At 63.1% G+C, this 16,919-nt stretch carries 14 protein-coding genes; 5 read left to right on the forward strand and 9 right to left on the reverse strand.

Annotation, left to right across the window (positions count from 1 at the left end; all coding sequences use genetic code 11):
- Window positions 1–13 precede the first annotated feature (13 nt).
- Together polC and HKK80_RS05000 are read right to left on the reverse strand one after the other, a co-directional pair.
- Complete coding sequence (gene polC, locus HKK80_RS04995; protein ID WP_411798585.1) at window positions 14–5,107, reverse strand: DNA polymerase II large subunit; 5,094 nt, start codon at window positions 5,105–5,107, stop codon at window positions 14–16.
- Window positions 5,108–5,196: 89 nt separating this feature from the next.
- A complete protein-coding gene (locus HKK80_RS05000) occupies window positions 5,197–5,616 on the reverse strand; it encodes a PPC domain-containing DNA-binding protein (RefSeq protein WP_411798524.1) in 420 nt (139 codons plus the stop codon).
- A 167-nt stretch (window positions 5,617–5,783) separates the two neighbouring features.
- Between HKK80_RS05000 and HKK80_RS05005 the strand changes: the two genes are divergently transcribed.
- The gene (locus HKK80_RS05005; RefSeq protein ID WP_411798525.1) at window positions 5,784–6,101 is read left to right on the forward strand and encodes an amphi-Trp domain-containing protein; all 318 of its coding nucleotides are present in this window, start codon (window positions 5,784–5,786) and stop codon (window positions 6,099–6,101) included.
- Between the two features lie 20 nt (window positions 6,102–6,121).
- On the opposite strand, the gene HKK80_RS05010 is transcribed toward HKK80_RS05005, so the two are convergent.
- Together HKK80_RS05010 and HKK80_RS05015 are read right to left on the reverse strand one after the other, a co-directional pair.
- The gene (locus tag HKK80_RS05010) at window positions 6,122–7,168 is read right to left on the reverse strand and encodes a hypothetical protein (protein ID WP_411798526.1); all 1,047 of its coding nucleotides are present in this window, start codon (window positions 7,166–7,168) and stop codon (window positions 6,122–6,124) included.
- Window positions 7,169–7,272: 104 nt separating this feature from the next.
- The gene (locus HKK80_RS05015) at window positions 7,273–7,452 is read right to left on the reverse strand and encodes a hypothetical protein (RefSeq protein ID WP_411798527.1); all 180 of its coding nucleotides are present in this window, start codon (window positions 7,450–7,452) and stop codon (window positions 7,273–7,275) included.
- A gap of 141 nt (window positions 7,453–7,593) precedes the next feature.
- Here HKK80_RS05015 and HKK80_RS05020 point away from each other — a divergent pair, with 141 nt between their 5' ends.
- Entirely contained in the window at window positions 7,594–8,712 is a 1,119-nt protein-coding gene (locus tag HKK80_RS05020; RefSeq protein WP_411798528.1) for a TSUP family transporter, read from the forward strand.
- 178 nt (window positions 8,713–8,890) lie between these two features.
- On the opposite strand, the gene HKK80_RS05025 is transcribed toward HKK80_RS05020, so the two are convergent.
- From HKK80_RS05025 to HKK80_RS05045, 5 genes are all read right to left on the reverse strand, one after another.
- Window positions 8,891–9,871, reverse strand: a complete 981-nt coding sequence (locus tag HKK80_RS05025) for a hypothetical protein (RefSeq protein WP_411798529.1) — start codon at window positions 9,869–9,871, stop codon at window positions 8,891–8,893.
- A gap of 246 nt (window positions 9,872–10,117) precedes the next feature.
- Window positions 10,118–10,486 (reverse strand): NifU family protein, encoded by a 369-nt coding sequence (locus tag HKK80_RS05030; RefSeq protein WP_411798530.1) that lies wholly within the window; start codon window positions 10,484–10,486, stop codon window positions 10,118–10,120.
- A 99-nt stretch (window positions 10,487–10,585) separates the two neighbouring features.
- On the reverse strand, window positions 10,586–10,906 hold the full coding sequence (locus tag HKK80_RS05035; protein WP_142443734.1) for a DUF5783 family protein: 321 nt from the start codon (window positions 10,904–10,906) through the stop codon (window positions 10,586–10,588).
- A 321-nt stretch (window positions 10,907–11,227) separates the two neighbouring features.
- Complete coding sequence (locus HKK80_RS05040) at window positions 11,228–11,848, reverse strand: hypothetical protein (RefSeq protein WP_411798531.1); 621 nt, start codon at window positions 11,846–11,848, stop codon at window positions 11,228–11,230.
- A 202-nt stretch (window positions 11,849–12,050) separates the two neighbouring features.
- Window positions 12,051–12,512 carry a chemotaxis protein CheW gene (locus HKK80_RS05045; protein ID WP_142443736.1) on the reverse strand — a complete coding sequence of 154 codons (462 nt, stop codon included), beginning with the start codon at window positions 12,510–12,512 and terminating at the stop codon, window positions 12,051–12,053.
- 194 nt (window positions 12,513–12,706) lie between these two features.
- Between HKK80_RS05045 and cheB the strand changes: the two genes are divergently transcribed.
- The 3 genes from cheB to HKK80_RS05060 are packed head-to-tail and all read left to right on the forward strand — an operon-like array spanning window position 12,707 to window position 16,916.
- Window positions 12,707–13,771, forward strand: coding sequence for a chemotaxis-specific protein-glutamate methyltransferase CheB (gene cheB, locus HKK80_RS05050; RefSeq protein WP_411798532.1), 1,065 nt, complete (start codon window positions 12,707–12,709; stop codon window positions 13,769–13,771).
- Complete coding sequence (locus tag HKK80_RS05055; protein WP_411798533.1) at window positions 13,768–16,107, forward strand: ATP-binding protein; 2,340 nt, start codon at window positions 13,768–13,770, stop codon at window positions 16,105–16,107. The genes cheB and HKK80_RS05055 overlap by 4 nt, the downstream gene beginning before the upstream one ends.
- Window positions 16,104–16,916: a CheR family methyltransferase gene (locus HKK80_RS05060; RefSeq protein ID WP_411798534.1), complete on the forward strand. Its 813-nt coding sequence runs from the start codon at window positions 16,104–16,106 to the stop codon at window positions 16,914–16,916. Before HKK80_RS05055 ends, HKK80_RS05060 begins: the two co-directional genes overlap by 4 nt.
- The last annotated feature ends 3 nt before the right edge of the window (window positions 16,917–16,919 follow it).

Here is a 16,919-nt window from a genome sequence, read left to right on the forward strand (position 1 = left end):
GCCCGACGCGCCGTTACATGAAGTCGGCGATGCCGCTCTGTTTGTTTTTGTCATTTTCAAAGATCGACTCCAAGGAGCGTTCGAGGATTCGGAGCCGTTGTTTGGTGTACTCCCGACAGCCGAACCGATCGGCGACCTCAATGGCGGTATCCATGTACTTGTTGACCGAGCCCTCGTGAACAGTCAAGTTGACGCGGCCGCCACACTCCCGGCAGTCGCCCGACAGCGGCATCCGCCGGTAGCTCTCCCCGCAGTCCAGACACCGAGTTTCCTGCCGGGAGAACGCCCGAAGGTTGCCGATCAGATCAGGCAGGAAGTGGTACTCGATAACGCGTTCGGCCACATCGGTCTCGTCGACCGCGCGAAGCTTGCGGGCTAACTCCAGTTGGGCGTCCATCTTGTCCATCATCGAATCCAGCGTCTTGTACGCCGAGAGGCTCGGCCCCATGTGGATATTTGTCGTCGAGTGGGTGTGTTCGAACCCGTGGTACTGGTCGGTCGTATCGAGGGTGTCCTCACCGGTCGTGATGTCGACAGCCTCGGGGTCGGCCATCTCGCGGGTCGCCTCGTAGAACTCGCGTGGATAGCTGGAGACGATATCCATGTTGTGAGCCTCGTCGTCGATCTCTGTGGGATCAACCCGCGAGGACATGACCAGTGGGGCGTCCATGCGGCCGCCACGTTGATCCGGGAGGAACTGTCGAGAAAAGTTCAAAAGCCCGTCCATCAGCAACATGACGCAGTCCTCGTCGCCGTCACACTGCGCTTCGAACATATCATTTACAATAAGTGTATGTGTGTCTTCGACCGTCAGGCAGTAGGTATACTCCTCTTCTGACTCAGTGTACTCAACACTCGAAACGGAGTCAACAAGGAAATCGCCGTTTCCACCATCGAACACACGTCGTTTCCGGTGCGAGATAGCCTCAACCTGTTGCTGGAGTTGTGTCTCCTTTCGCGTGAGGTGGAAGCCGACCGTCTCAGCAAACGCCACGGCATCCTGTGAGCTGATTCGAATTTTGTAACTCTGTGCCGCCAACGACGAGTCATCACTGTCGTAGAATTCCGGGAACTGCTCGGCAAGCTGTACTGGTTCGGTAGTCTTCACTCTGCCTGCGATGTTGAGGCGCGTAAGCAATGCCAGTATGTCCTGTTTTAGCTCCGGACTAACTGTCGTCGCCGACACGGTGAGGCTGTCCGCAGCGATGCTTCCATCGCCACTGAAGTAGCCCCGGAGATAGGCCGCGATAATCGATGCTGGCGCGTTGAAAAGACACTGTGGCACGCGCTTCGTCTCCGCGAAGATACCCGCGTCTAGCACCGTATCGAAGAACGTCCGCGGCAACCGCCCCGAGACGGTGATTTTCGCGTCGTTCTCGCGGTACGGCTCGACGCCGAACTCTCGCTCGAACACGTCGATGTAGAATTCACGCGCTTCCGTCTCTGTCCCGCAGATCGTCGTCTGGTGGATCGTTCCCTTCGGTGTCTCTTGTTCGCGGGCGAACCCCTCGGCAGCGTAGTATCCCAGCAGCGTCGCTACGTCCTCGGTGAGCGTTACTGTACGATTCATTTCAGCGGAATCGCGTTTCATCCCCAGCGTCACATCATCGGGGACAAAGTCGAGAACAGCCTCAACTGAGTCGCACAGTTCCAGCAGGATATGTGCCGGAACACTCCCGCGATAGAGGTAGTTACTCAGCGTTTTGTGCGACATCTCGAAGTACTCGGCCGTATGCTTTAGCGGGTAGAACTGCCCGTCCCAGTCGGCGGCCAGTTTCGTCTCAAAGAGATCATAGAGCGTGTCCTTCTCGATGCCTTTGATCATCAGCCGCTCGTTGTCGACCGCGTCGGCTCGGATGAACTCCGCTAAGAGGTCGAACTGCTGTGTCTCCGCCGCCGGTTGCACGGTATCGAGATGCTCGGGTGTGATGAGCGAATCCGTCGAGGTAAGCTCGCTGGCACGCTTCGTTCGCCGTTCGCCGTCCGCGAAGACCTGCATCTCGTGATCCGGCGTCACGGTGAGTTCCCGCCCGCTCCGGGTTTCGATCTCGATCATGTGATCGGGCGCGGGATGCTTCGAGAGTGCCTCGACCGGCTTCGTCACAATCGATCCGTCGTCGTCGATACTGGGCACTGAAATCGCGCCGTCGATCTCTTCGATCAGCGTCCCGAAGTCGTCCTCACGCGGGTCGTCTAAGCGATCCTCAACGACCGTCCGGATCGTTTCGTGGTGCCACTCGCCAGCCTCATCTTCGAGCCAGAGTTTCGTGTCTGGGTGGAAACAGTTCCGCCGCTTGGCGGCGTGAAAGTACGGATGCGCGTAGCCGACCGCGGCACTCGTAAATCCTATCACACGTCCGACAACAGCGGCACTCGTGTGGGGAGCCATCCCGAAGACGAGTTCGCCGACGAGGTGGTCGCGGTCGTCGATGTCGTAGAACGCCGGTAGCCCGTAGAACCGTTCTAAGAGGTCGTCGACGAAGTCGGCCGTTTTGATCATATGTTCGGCCGCGCCATCCGAGAGAACGATGTCCTGTACCTTGAGTTCGACCAGTTGATCGTCGTGGCGCAGCGGGTCGCCGTCGATGTCAGTCTCGTAGCCGAGTCCGCGGAAGTGGTCGGCGGTCACGTCCAACTCCTCGGGTTTGACCGCCGTGACCGGGAGGTCAGTCATGTCGTAGCGGACGGTGCCGTCCTTGAACGCGGAGACGCCGTGTTTCGCCCGGAGGATCCCCTTCTCCATCGGTTCGGGTGTCTTGTTCGCCGAGGTGAGACCCTTGACGCCTTTCAGCATCCCGAAGTTGCCCTCGCGTTCGTTGATCGCATCGAGGGCGTCGTGGTACGCCGCGTTGAGGTCGACAGTTTCCCAGCCGGCGGCGGTGACCTCCCGGCCACAGTTCGGACAGTCGACGCGGCCGGCCTCGTCGGGTTCGCAGACGATCTCGCAGTCCTCGCATTCGTAGTGGGGTTCGGTGTGGGTATCGCAGTCCGGACACTGGAGTTCAACCGTCTCGCTGTCGCAGTTCGGACAGCGTCGCTGGCCGATCTGCATGTCGTGGACGCCGCGGCGACCCTGTTCGTCCATCGTCGTGGCGGCCTTCGAGACGTCGCGTTGGTTGCCGCCGGCCTCGGTGATCGGGAACAGCGTGTGGACAGCCGGCGAGAGGTCGCGCTTTTCGGACTTTTCCGGCCGGCCCATCCGCGCGCCGATCCGGGTTGGCGCGCGCTCCCGAAGCTCGAAGGGCGCGACCTCGTTGGCGGCGGTGATCGCGTTGTCGCCGTCGTCGTACTCGCGGGCCGGTGCTGAGAGATCGCTCCACGGTTTCGCCAGATCGTCGTCGAGCCCGAGCGACAACACGAGCGGTTTCCAGTCGGGGATTTCGATAGCCGCCTCACGTTGGTGGTGACCGACGAGCAGCGTTTCCAGTGTCGTCCGAACCGACTCATCGCGGTCGACGACGAGCAGCCCGTCGGGGCCGTCGCCCTCGGGCTGAACCTCACCGTCGGCGACAACAGCGGCCAACTCCTCGAAGTCGCTGACCGAGATATCGTGCCAGCAGTAGGTGTAGGTCGGGTGCAGCGGGCAGTCGTACTCGGTGGCCCACTCGATGGCTTCGGCAGCCGAGGGGTTCTCAAGATCGACCCGGGGATCGTCTTCGAGAGCCTGTACGTCCGCGCCGGCCGCCTCAAACTCCTGTACCCACCATTCGGGCGCGTAGGCGGCGGGCGCGAGCGGGTGGTTGTTCTCGACGAACTCACCGTAGTTGACCAGATACTCGCCGAGATCGAGGATCTTCTCGACGCCGTTGCGGAGTTCGAGTGCCTCCTCGGGGTCGTCGATCCGCCGCACCTCACCGGTCGCCAGCCGGACGGTCGGCCCCTCGATGGAGTCAACGGGAATAACCCCCGCGGCTTTCCCCGGTCGTTCGGTTTTGATCTGGGTGCCCGTGGCCAGGAAATCGTCGATGATATGCATCGTCGCCGGATGGACGCCCGCGGTCGCAAAGCCGAGATTGCGGGCGCGGCCGTATCGAAGCCGGAACCCGCCGGCCTCGGAGGGGTGGCCGAAAACGGGCCGACCGGCGATGAGATCCAGCAGGTACTTCGATTTCGGTTCGACGCGCGGCGGGCCGGCGGGGGCGTCGGCTGCGGAGTCGTCAGCGTCGCCATCGGCGTCGCCGGCGTCGTCAGCATCGCTGTCGTCGGTCGCCTCCGCGTCGCCGTCACTGCCGTCATCGTCGGAATCGGCTGCGTCGTCGCTGTCTTTGCCGATGGTGCCGTCGATCAGATCCTGCAGCCACGGCCACTCCACCTCGTCGAGTTGGCGGGTGTAGCGTTGGATCTTCGGAGCCTTCAGCGCGATCCCCTCGGCGGCGACGAGACACATCCCTCCGCGCGCGGAGTTGGTGTCGACGCGGTCGAGATCGCGGTAGCCAGAAACCTCCTCGTCGCCGGTCGCCTCGCCGTCGAGCATGATCGGCATGTTGGTGGCGATAAACCGGCTTTCCTTGTCCTTCGGCGAGTACTGGAGGCCAGTCTCCTTGTCGTAGAGGTTGATCTCCTCGACGTAGCGTTCGATCTCGTCATCCCGTCCCTTGTACTCGGCGAGCCCGAGGATGCTGCGGGTGTAGTCGGCGACGAGCACCGAGAGGGCCTGTGCAGTGCCACCCGCAGAGCGGATCGGGCCGGCGTAGTAGACGTTGACGAACTCGGTGCCGTCGTCGTTTTCCAGCAGTTCGACGCGGTCGATCCCCTCGATCGGCGCGGCGACGACCCCCTCAGTCAGCAGCGCGACGGCCGTCCGCACCGCGCCCTCGATCTTGCCGGCTTTCCCCTCGTAGTCGCCGACCCGGCCCTCCGCGAAGTCGGCGGCGAGTTCGAGGGCGGCCTCCTCGCGGCTCATCTCGCCTTCGAGTTCGCGGACGCGCTCGGCGACGCCGGGGATGCCAAGGATGTTCTCAACGCGGTCGGCCATATCCTTCGCGATCGGGATCTCGACCTCGGGTTCGGGGTCTTTGCCCTGCCCCTTCGCGCGTTCGGCAACCGTCATCGCCTCGTCGAGGCCGCTTTCGAGCCGGTCGAAATACCGCTCGTCGTCGGGTCGCATCGGCGTGCGGTTGGATTCGCCGGCATCACTAGCGTTGCTGTCGCTGTCGGCGTCGATCTCGCCGTCCCCATCCGGATCGCTCGTTTCGCTCACAACCAGAGATCCAGTGCCGTCATCTCGTCGTATTCGCGCCTAAGCGGTTCCTCGAAGGCCCGAAAGTACAGTTCGCCCGCGAAGACGGTCGCCGTGTTGATGTGGCCCGCGAGTGCCTGCCCGCTTCGCCGCGAAAGCACGGCGTGGGTGTGGGCGAACAGGTCGCCGTCGAGTAGGCTGACGTTGCCGACGCAGGCAGCGACCTCCAGCGGTTCCTCGAAGTCGACCGACTGGTACTCGCGGTCGTCCTGATCGTAAAACCAGACCTCGGCGTCTTCAACCGAGCCGATCGCCGAAAACCAGCCGGCCTCAGCGTCGACCTCGCGTGCGAGATCTTCGATCTCGGCCCGCCAGTCCGCCCCCGTTTCGAGCCGTGCCACGTACTCGCCGGTGACGGTGACCTCGCGGTAGTTCATGAAACCACCATCGGGGTTGGAGGGCAAAAAGGTTCAGTTGTCGACGGGGCGGGAGGCCGCACCAACCCGATCGACGACAGCACCGGTTGGCGATCAGCGCGTGATATGTAATCACACGGCACAATTCAGAACTGATCTACCGCTACACCACGAGAGGGCAGATACACATGAGCAGCACAGAGAGCGACCACGACGACCACAAAGCGAACAGCGACGAGGAGAAAACGACCATCCGCACCGGCCGTAACTTCGAGCAGACCTACCGGCTGTCGGCCGCCGAGGCCGGCAAGTTCCTGATCGCGGTCGGCGAACAGCTCCGCGACGGCGACGAGCTCACCATCACCGACGAGGAGTGGGAACTCCCCTTCGCGTTCGGTGAGCCGGTCGAGGTCGAAGTTGATTTTGAGGGGATGGACGATCCGGAACTCGAACTGGAGATCGAACTCCCCGGACGACCGGACGACAGCGCCCCACAGGTCGAGTAAGCGAGCACCGATGCGAGCGGCTACGCCCAGCGAAAGCCGCGTCCATCCGCCGGCGGCGACAACGGACTCGTCGGCAACGACTCCCCAACCGCCGGCTCATTGTAGGCCCGCGGGGCGATATCGTTGGGGCCATCAGGGTAGAACAGCGACGCCAGCAGTTGGAGTTGCCCGCGGCCGACACCGAGTTCGAACTGCCCGCCGCCGTAACAGCGAATCCCCTGTTTTTCACAGTAGGTTAGTGTCTCAAGCAGTGATTCGAGACTTCCGAACCGCGAGGGTTTGATGTTGAGCCAGTCGGGTTCCCATGGCAGCGATTGCACGTCGGCGAGGCTCTCGATCGGTTCGTCCCACGAGACCCGGCTCCGGACGCCGTCGGTCTCGAACAGCGGCTGTGTCGCGTCGGTCAGCGCGGGATCTTCGATAATCGCCTCGGGGAATCCCTCGATAATTCGCTCGTAGAGGTCGGGGTCGGCCGGCGCGTCGACATCGGTGTCCTCGTAGTGGCCTTTGAGGTCAAGAATCCGGACGCGGTCGGTGTCGGCCAGCGTTGCGACGAGGGCATCATCCCACGCTTGGGTCGGATCGAGTTTGAACTCAACGCCGGGGACACGCTCGCGGAGCGCGTCGATCCGCTCGGTCGTCGGCGGATCGCCGAGTCGCATGCTCGTGACGAACCGCACCGGCTCGCGGCGACGATCGAGCAGCGTCGGGAGATCGGTCTCCTGTTGTCGCAACGCGAGATCGAGGGCGGCTGATTCAAGCGCCCACTGCCGGTAGTGTCGGGAGACCGGTCGTTCCGGCGGCGAGGGAAACAAGGAGGCATCGGCGACCTGATCCGAAAACTCAGCAAGGGTGTAGTCGCCGGTGAGATCGGGCAACCCTGCAGCCGCGAGTTCGTCGTGAGCGTCGGCCTCGTAGATCACATCCTCGCCGCGACCCGTCTCGCCGTCGCCCGACAGGGCGATCTCGGTTGTCACCCGGGTGAACTGTGAGGTTTCGCGTTCGTATCGCTCAGTCGACAGCGACGTGATCGACACCGGGAGATCGAGGAGCTCGGCGACTGTCATACCACCAGTTGACGGGCGACCAGCAAAGGTTTGGGGTCGACTACCGGCGGCTACCCGTACGCGGCGGGACAGCACACAACGGAACGAGGAGAAACAGCGAGACGCTATCGGTCAACGCCGGTGCGGGTAGCGACGCGCTGTTCGACGTACAGCCGCGCCCACTGCTCGAAGTGCCGTTTGAGCCGGCCAAGCGGGCCGTCGGCGTCGGTAGGGGGCTCGACAGCCGACAGCGAATCCTTACGCGCCTGTGCGTCGGAATCAAGCCGCCCAGTATCGACACTCATCGTGCGATAATGTAGCACGGAGTTGTTCATAAACGTTACTGTGGGACACGAGCAGTAGCAACCAATCCTCATGATTAGTAACGCGATTTTGACGAACGGCAAAGCATTTAGTACCGAATCATAAAACGCGCTGCAATTGCAATGAGCTCGCCCTCGTCATCGGCGCGCGCACAGCGGACATTCCTTGAGTACCAGTACCTCTTCGTGTTTCTCGCCCCGCTGGTGTTCGTCGTCGGGGTCATCCTCGCCGCGCCGCTGCCGGCGGCCGCCGGGGAGGGCTACTGGCTGGAGTTTTGGTGGCTGTTCCCGGTGTTTCTGCTCGGTGCCACCATCGTCAACACGGTGGGGATCAGCGGCTCGGCGTTGTTCGTACCGTTTTTGATCTTCCTGTATCCGATGTTGGCAGTGCGGCTTTCCCCGGAGACACTGACCCAACCACCGCTGTCACCGGAGACGATCGTTAAGGTGGGTCTGATCAGCGAATCCTTCGGGCTCTCAAGTTCCGCCCTGGCGTTCATCCAACACGGGTTGGTCGACCGACGGCTGGCTGTCGCCCTCGTTGGCGGATCGATCCCGTTCGTTGTCGGCGGCGCGCTGCTATCGTTTGTGATCCCCGAACCGATCTTCCAGCTGCTGTTGGGGCTCGCACTGCTGGCGGCATCGGTGATGCTGTTTAAGGCCGATCTGGGTCACGAGGAGCCAGGCGGGGCTGACGCCGGGACAGCAGGCGTTGAGGCCGACGGCGGTGCCGCCCTGCCGGATGATGACGCGAAACCGGGATCGGCCGGTGTCGAAACCGACGACGAGGGCGTCGTCACCCGCGTCGATCGCGGCGGCTCGGATTACAACTACGACCGCGGCGGCTATCTCGAACGGTTTGCCAACTACAGTATCGGCGGCGTCTTTCAGGGGTTGGCCGGCTTCGGCATCGGTGAACTGGGGATCATCTCGATGCTGCGAACCTCGGTGCCGGTGCGGATCGCGATCGGCACCAACCACATCGTTGTCGCCATGACCGCCGTGTTGGCCTCGCTGGTGCACGTCTTCGGCAGCGGGTTGGTCGGCGGCCACGCGATCGATCTCGCGTCGACACCGTGGAATATGGTCGTCTGGACGGTGCCCGCGACGGTTACCGGCGGGCAGATCGCCCCGTATATCTCCTCGACACTTGATACAGAGATTCTCAAACAGGGCGTCGGTGTGTTGTTTGCGATCATCGCAACCGCGCTGTTCGTGATGGCCACCGGCGGCCTGCTGTGAGCGTGTTGACGGCGGTCGAGTGGCTTATTCCGTGGGATCCGACTCGTCGTCAGTCGTTGCGCCGGTGAGTGCCAGATAGAACGTCGCCCAGAGGGATAGCCGGCGACGACGTGGGGTGGTTCGGGTCAGTGTCGACACCCCCGTTTGCGACTGACAACGGGTAGAGAGATGCGGGGCATCACGGACACCCCGGCTCATCGGCGGTAACCGGCGCACTCACCAGGCCACCAGGCGGGGCCTCACCGACCGGAACAACGCGAAACCGCCAGCCGGCGGGGATCGCCGCCACGTCGACAGCGACGGGCTGCCAGTCGGCGGCCGACCGATACAGTTCGATGACGACCGGGAGTGTGGGGAGCGAACCGCCGTACGGTGAAAACGCATACCCGGACACCTCGACGAGGATCGACCGCGTGCCGGTTTCGCGGTGTTGCAGCCACGGGGTGTCGCGGTACGCGCCGACCACCCCGCGTGTCCGCAACGCCTCGAAGACGGTCGTCACAGCGGTGTCGGGGGCTGTGGGGTCGGCGGTGGTGGGGTCAGCGGTGTCAGCGGCGGTGAGGTCGGGCTCCGCGTCGGCAACGGAATCCTCTGGGGTGGCCGGCAAGCGATCGGCGGCCGCCGCCAACACCGCGGCCTGCTCGCGGGGCGCGAGTCGACCGGCAAGGACGGTCGCCATGCTCTCTAGCAGCCGGAGACAGAGCCCGTCGGCGGTCGGCTGGGTTTCGGCGTGATCGAGGTAGGCGTCCATGACCGCTGTTTCGGCCTCGCTGTACCCCTCGGCGGCCAGCGTCTCGAAGACTGCCGCCGCGACACGGTGACAAAACGTTACCAGGGGGCTGTCAGCGGGCAGCGTGGTGGGGGAGGCTGGCGTCGACTCGGCGGCGGGCGTCGATGACGCGGGCTCGACCACCGACGGGTGGCCCTGGCAGACAACGATGTCGTACCGCGGGAGCTCCGGATCGTACCGGCGGAGGGCGGTGCGGTACTGGGTGGTCGCACGCGCAGCCTGGCGGGCGACCGAGCGGGTCGGAAACCACAGGCCATCGGCTGGCACCGGCTGCTCGCCGTGGCGACCGCAGACAAGGGTGTATCGGCCATCGGCGGTGGCGAGAGAGTCGATGTGGGCGCGGAGGTCACGGAGCATCGTTCCGAGCATTGTCGTCGGCCATGCGGTCGCCGGCGGGTCGCCGGAGCAACCGTCATGGATCGTGTGTTATTAGGTCAGCCTAAAACAAATAACCGTGTCGCTTTTCGACGCGTTGTATCGGAGCGGGAAGGTAGAGACACGGTCACCGGGATCGGAATTTTGTATCGTAATATGCAATTTATCGCGGCCAGGACGCAGACAGAGCTCGGTGAAACGAGAACTGCGAAAAACGGTCGGAAACAGCCGAATGCGGCGTTAGAACGGAGCCTGCGGACCTTCGTCGCTGTCGTCGCCGCCCTCACCGGGGAACGAGGGGCTCATGCCTTCGGTTTCGCCCATATCCGGCTCGGCACCCTGTCCGGTGTTGGCGTGTACCTCGTTGATCTCGGGGATCTCCTTGACCATCCGGCTTTTGATCGCCTGGATCGTCATCGGGGAGATGCCACAGCCGGAACAGGCACCGCCGAGTTGGATCTCGACCTCGCCGCTGTCGGGATCAAGCCGCTGGATCGCGGCGTTGCCGCCGTGCATCTGGATCTGTGGGAAGTTCCGCCGCAGGAAGTTCACCACGCGGTCTTGGAGTTCGCTTTCCTCGGAATCGGACGACGCGGAGTCTGTACTCATACGAACTGTTTGATCAGCAACGGGCTTAGACCTTTGGTTCGGATAGCACCGGCTCGGACAGTCAGCCGTACGTTGGTTTCGCGTGCCGCGCGGGGAGAACTATTCGGTCAGCTCAAACAGCTGCCGGAGCTCGGTTTCGATCTCCTCGGTGTAGCGATCCAGCGTCTCCTCGAAAGTTTCGCGGTCGACGACGACACCCGTGAGGCGATCATACGGGTCATCCGGCAGCGTGACGGTAAACCCCTCGTCGGGATCGTATATCGGCTCGCTTTCGTTGAGCACCTGCTGATCGATACCGTGGATCAGCGTCGAGTCGTAAGCCTCGTTCATCGTGTTGAACGCGTTCTTGTAGGCCCGCTGGAGCTGTGGGAAGTAGTGTTCGTACTTGTCTTCGAACTTCTCGGGATCGAATTCGACCATTGTATGGTCGTTCGGAAGGAGGCCAAAAAGCGGGGCGGTTCGCTTTGATACAGTGTATAGCGCGATATCAAATGCGATTCGGAAGCGGGTGAGTGCCGAATCAACGGGTGTGTCGTGACCTGCTTCGACATCAACAACGCTTGAAAGCCCTCAACGCGCTCGACTCCCGGGACTCGCTGCGCTCCTCGTCACTCACTACGTTCGCTCCTGCGGTGCTTGCGTCGTCCGGGTTCGCCGAGCGCGTCTCGCCCTTTCAATCCGCCAAGGTGCGGCTGGTCGGCTGTACGTCAGAGAGGACTACCGAAAGCAACGACGAAAGAGTCAGAACTGTTGCCACGGCGTCGGCGACGACAGCCGCCCGCGGATGCGCATTTCCCGGCCCTCATCGGCCGTCCGGGTGTCGACGACCGTCTCGAATGGATCAAGCAGGGTGTGGATCGTCTGTTCGTCGTGCATCGTCGCGTTGATCACCGCGATCGTCGGCCAGTTTTGGTTTTGGGTCTGGCCGAGCAACACCCGCGTAAACTGGTAGATACGGTCGGCTTCCCAGTACATCAACAGCTGCGACAGCGAGTGGAGCCCGACGGTCGGCGTCTCATCGGCCATCGCCTCGGTCAACTGGGTGAACTTCACGCCGAGGTCGGTGAGATTCTTCGGCGAGGAGATGTACTTTGTCAGCTCCGAGTCCTCGACATCGACGCCCTGTTCGCGGCTGACACAGTCGATGACGCCGACCGCCTCGCCGTCGTTGCCCGTGATCGACTCGTAGTCGTCACGAACGGTTGCGGCGTCGTGGCCGGTCGACAACACAAGCGCGGTGTCGGTTCGCGCACCGAAGATCCGATGCATCAGCTCATATTTCCCGCTCATCGGGGAGCCGGCGATGATGATACTCGACGTGTCGGTGAGCCGGTCAGCCAACGGCAACTCCTCTACGGACATTGGCTCACGGAGAACCGTCGGCTCACGGCCGGACGGCGAGACGATGAGGGGTCATCAGGCGATGCAAGGGTCGAAATCCGAAACACGCCCCCGCCAACCCACGGGCTGAACCGAACGGTGACGGCGGGGACACACATAGATAGATACGTCTCCCAGTGGCAAATAAACATTTGGCTCCGATTCTCAGCGGTGAAAAATCCGGCTACTCGGTGGTGGCGACGTTGGGGTCGACCCAGACGACGAAGCGATCGTCGTCTTTGACGATGCCGTGGACGTTCTCGTCGTCGGCGGTCGTCGTCTCATCGACCTCATCGGGGGTGACATCGGTGACCTGGTAGACCTCGTCGACGATCCAAGCGACCGTCGCCTGATCGTCCATCGCCTCGGGATCGAAGACGATGATGCGTTCGCGGGCCCCACCCTCCTCGATGTCGAAGATGGTTTTCGGGTTGATGATCGAGGTGGTGCGGCCACGGAGATCCATCACGCCCTCGACGTGTGGCGGCGAGTTCGGGATCCGCGTGAGATCACCGGCGTCGACGATCTCGTCGATCACGCCGATATCGAGGCAGTAGGTCTCATCGCTGAGCCCGAACTCCAGCACCTTCGTCGCCTCCCCAGTGGCGGCGTCAGCGTCGGCGGGTTGGGATTCACTCTCGGCCATGTGCGTGGGTGACGGGATACCGGTAGTTAACTCTGTCCAATAAGCTATCACTCACGCGGAGAGAGCCGGTGGGTTTATTCTTGCGCTTTTTGTAGTAGCTACAACAATGTGGGGCGAACCGATCCGACGTGTGTCGACGGATATGACCGCCGTGGTAGCTGGCAGGCCCCGCCCGCGGCGCGGAGGTGACACCGGTGCGTAAGCCACGGACAGTCGTCGTCGACGACTCCCGGTTTATGCGCGGGCTGATCTCCGATCTCCTCGATGAGGCCGGCGTACCGGTCGTCGGCGAGGCCAAAGACGGCGTTGAGGCCCTTGAGGTCATCGCCGAGGAGGAGCCGGATGCGGTGACGATGGATCTGGAGATGCCGCGGATGAACGGTATCGAAGCCGTCGAGCAGATCATGGACGAGCAGCCGACGCCGGTGCTCATGCTGAGTGCCCACACCGAGGATGGGGCGGAAGTCACCTTCGAAGCCCTCGAAAAGGGCGCGGTCGACTTCTTTTCGAAACCCGGCGGCGAGGTGTCGATGGGCGTCTCCCAACACGCCGACCAACTGGTGGCGACGCTGCGGTCGGTTGCCGACGCCGACCTCACCCAGGCCAGCAGGCAGGCCGCCGACACCCAACGCCAGCCGGCGAGTCCGGGAGCCGGCGGCGCGGCCACAACAGGGCTGGAGCCCTTCGACGACCAACGAACGATCGTCATCGGCTCCTCGACCGGCGGCCCCGACGCCGTCGAGCAGGTGATGGCCGAGCTACCCGCCGGCGACGCACGGGTGATCGTCGTCCAGCATATGCCGGAGGCGTTCACCGCGCGGTTCGCCGATCGGCTGGATAACGCCTCCCGGTACGAGGTGCGGGAGGCCACCGACGGCGTGCGGATCGGTGCCGGCGAGGCCGTCGTCGCCCGCGGCGGGAGCCACCTTGGGATCGCAGGCTACAGCAACGGGCGCATCCGCCTGGAGCTGATCGAAGCCGATCGCGGTCGCTCGGTACGGCCCGCTGTCGACGAGACGATGACCGCGGTCGCCGGGGCGATCGACGATCCGCTGACCGGCGTCATCCTCACCGGGATGGGGTCGGACGGCGCCGAGGGGATCTGTGCGATGCAGCGGGCCGGCGCGACGACGATCGCTCAAAACAAGGAAAGCTGTGTGATCTACGGCATGCCGAAACGCGCGATCGAGGCGGGCTGTATCGATGAGGTTCGCCATATCGACGACATTGCAACAACGATCAGGGAGCTGGTACAATGAGTGACGCACACCGCAAGGCCTTCGTGGCCGAAAGTGAGGAAGGTATCACCGAGCTCAACAACGCACTGCTGGATCTGGAGTCCGATCCCGACGACGACGAGGCGATGGACTCGATCTTCCGGATCGCCCACACGCTGAAGGGCAACGCCTCGGCGATGGGGTATGAGTCGGTCAGCGAACTGGCCCACGAGATGGAGGATCTGTTGGATGAGGTTCGAGAGGGCCACATCGAGGTCGACATCGAGCTGATGGATCTGCTCTTCGACTCCGTCGACTACCTCGATGCGATGGTGAGCGATATCGCCGAGGACGGCGAAACCGATATCGACGCCAGCGGCGTCGAGGCCGATCTCAGAGAGAAGATGGAGACCGGCAGCGTCGACGACAGCGGCGACACTGACACAGCCGACAGCGGCGAGACAGTCGACGACGACACCGATGCGGCCGACGAACCCGCCGAAGTCGACGACGACACCGAGGCTCACGACGAGGAGACAACCGAGGAAGAGGCTGACGACGCAGCCGAGGAAGCAGACGAAGAAGCGGCTGAAGATACAGCCGACGAGACAGCCGATGATACCGCCGAGCCGGACGCTGTGACGGCCGACGCCGACGGGGCAGCGGTCGCTGTCGACGATCTCCCCGAGTCGATCGCCAACGCCGAGCTTGCGACCAGCGAGGCAGTCTACCGGGCGGAGGTCGGGCTCGGCGACACCGAGATGCCGGGTGTCGAGGCGATCTTCATCATGCAGGAGATCGAGGACGCCTACGATCGGGTCGGCACCCAACCGGCCCAGGAGACGATCGAGGACGGCGACTTCGAGGAGACCTTTGACGTGTTTGTGATCGATATCTCGGCCAGCGAGATCGAGGGGATCCTCAGCGAGTTGGGGAAAGTCGAGTTCGCCTCCGTCAGCGCGATCACGCCGAACGTCGATGATCCGATGGCTGTCGCCGAGGCCATCGAGGGTGGTGCCGCAGGCGAGACCGCCGAGCCGTCAGCCGAATCGGCGGAGTCCGACAGCGACGACGCCGACGATACTGATGCCGGCGACGCCGACGACACCGCCGACAGCGACGAGAACGACGAGAAAAGTGACGAAAGCGAGAGCAGTGACAGCAGCGACGACAGCGACGACAGCGGCGGTGACCGATCCAGCCCCGGATCAAGCGATCGCTCCGGGCCGGGGGGTTCGGGCTCCGACGAGACGGACATCCAGTCGGTGCGGGTCGATGTCAACCAGCTCGACGAGCTCTACAACCTCGTCGAACAGCTGGTCACCAGCCGAATCAAGCTCCGCCGGGAGATGGAACGGGAGGGGATCGACTCCGACAACCTCGACGAGCTCGACAAGATCACCGGCAACCTCCAGGATACGGCGATGGATATGCGGCTGATCCCGCTGTCGAAGATCGTCGACACCTTCCCGCGGCTGGTGCGGGATGTCGCCCGGGAGACCGGCAAGCAGGTGAACTTCACCGTCACCGGTGAGGATATCGAGCTCGACCGCACCATCCTCACCGAGATCCGCGACCCCCTGATCCACGTGCTGCGCAACGCCGTCGACCACGGGATCGAGCCGCCGGAGGAACGCGAGAAGAAAGGCAAAGATCCCACCGGCAACGTCTCGCTGACGGCGACCCGCGACCGCGATCACGTCAACATCGAGGTTGCCGACGACGGAGCCGGTCTCGATCCGGAGATGCTCAAACAGAAGGCCATCGAGAAAGGCGTCAAAACCGAAAGCGAGCTCGACCGGATGGAGGAATCGGAGATCTACGATCTCGTCTTCCATCCGGGGTTCTCGACGGCCGAGGAGGTCACCGACGTGAGCGGCCGCGGCGTCGGGATGGATGTCGTCCACAACACCGTCAAACAGCTTGACGGGACGGTCAACGTCGAAAGCGAACTCGGCGAGGGAACGACCGTTACCCTCCGGCTGCCGGTGACCGTGGCGATCGTGAAGGTCATGTTCGTCGAGGTCGGCGGCACCGAGTACGGTATCCCGGTGAAAAACATCGCCGAGGTCACCCGCGCCACCGACATCCGGACGACCAAAGGCGACGAGATCATCAACCACGACGACGAGATCTACCCGATCCTCCGGCTCAGCGAGGCTCTCGACGAACCGAGCAGCGTCAACGGCGACGGGATGCTGTTGCGAATCCGCGAAGAACACCGGAAGGTCGCCCTCCACTGCGATAAGGTGATCGACCAAGAGGAGGTCGTCGTCAAACCGCTTGAGGGCGTCCTCAGCGGGATCCCCGGGCTCAGCGGGACGGCTGTGTTGGGCGATGGTGATGTGGTTGCGGTGCTTGACGTGGTGACGCTATGAGACAGTTCGAAGACGAGGGGTTCGGCCGGGTGATCCGGCATATCCAAGATGAGGTCGAGTTCGAGCCCGAATACTACAACCCGGACTATCTCGACCGGCGGATCACCGCCCGGATGCGCCGCCAGGAGGTCGAGGAGTACGACGACTACCTGGAGGTGCTACAGTCGGATAGCCGCGAGAAGGAGGCGTTGATGGATTCGCTGACGATCAACGTCACCAACTTCTTCCGCAACCAGGAGATGTGGGAGGCCTTACGGCCGGTGTTGCGCGACCTCACCGAGGAAAATCGGCGGGTGCGGGTCTGGAGCGCGCCGTGTGCCGACGGCCGCGAGCCGTACTCGGTGTCGATGCTCGCCCGCGACGACCGGCAGATCGACGACGATCGGCTCACCATCGTCGGCACCGACATCAGCGACGAAGCACTCGAAAACGCCCGGGAGGGCACCTATGAGACGACCAGAACGACCGATATCGGCGAGGAGCTCAGCCTGCTCGACGACCCGGAGAAGTACGTCGATGTCGACGATACCACGTTCACCGTCAAACCGGAGATCCGCGACGAGATCCGGTTTGAACGCCACGATCTGATCCAGGATGGGCCGCGGCGGAACTGTGATCTGGTCTTCTGTCGGAACCTCCTGATCTACATCGACAGCGAGTTCAAGATCCCGATCTTCGAGACGCTCACCGACTCGATGCAGGACGGCAGCTACCTCGTCATCGGGATGACCGAAACGATCCCCCAGGAGCTTCGGGATGACTTCGAACCGGTCAACAAACGATGTCGTATTTATCAGTACACACCCTAACGC

Source organism: Halonotius sp. F2-221B (assembly GCF_046719765.1).
In the GTDB taxonomy this organism is placed as follows: domain Archaea; phylum Halobacteriota; class Halobacteria; order Halobacteriales; family Haloferacaceae; genus Halonotius.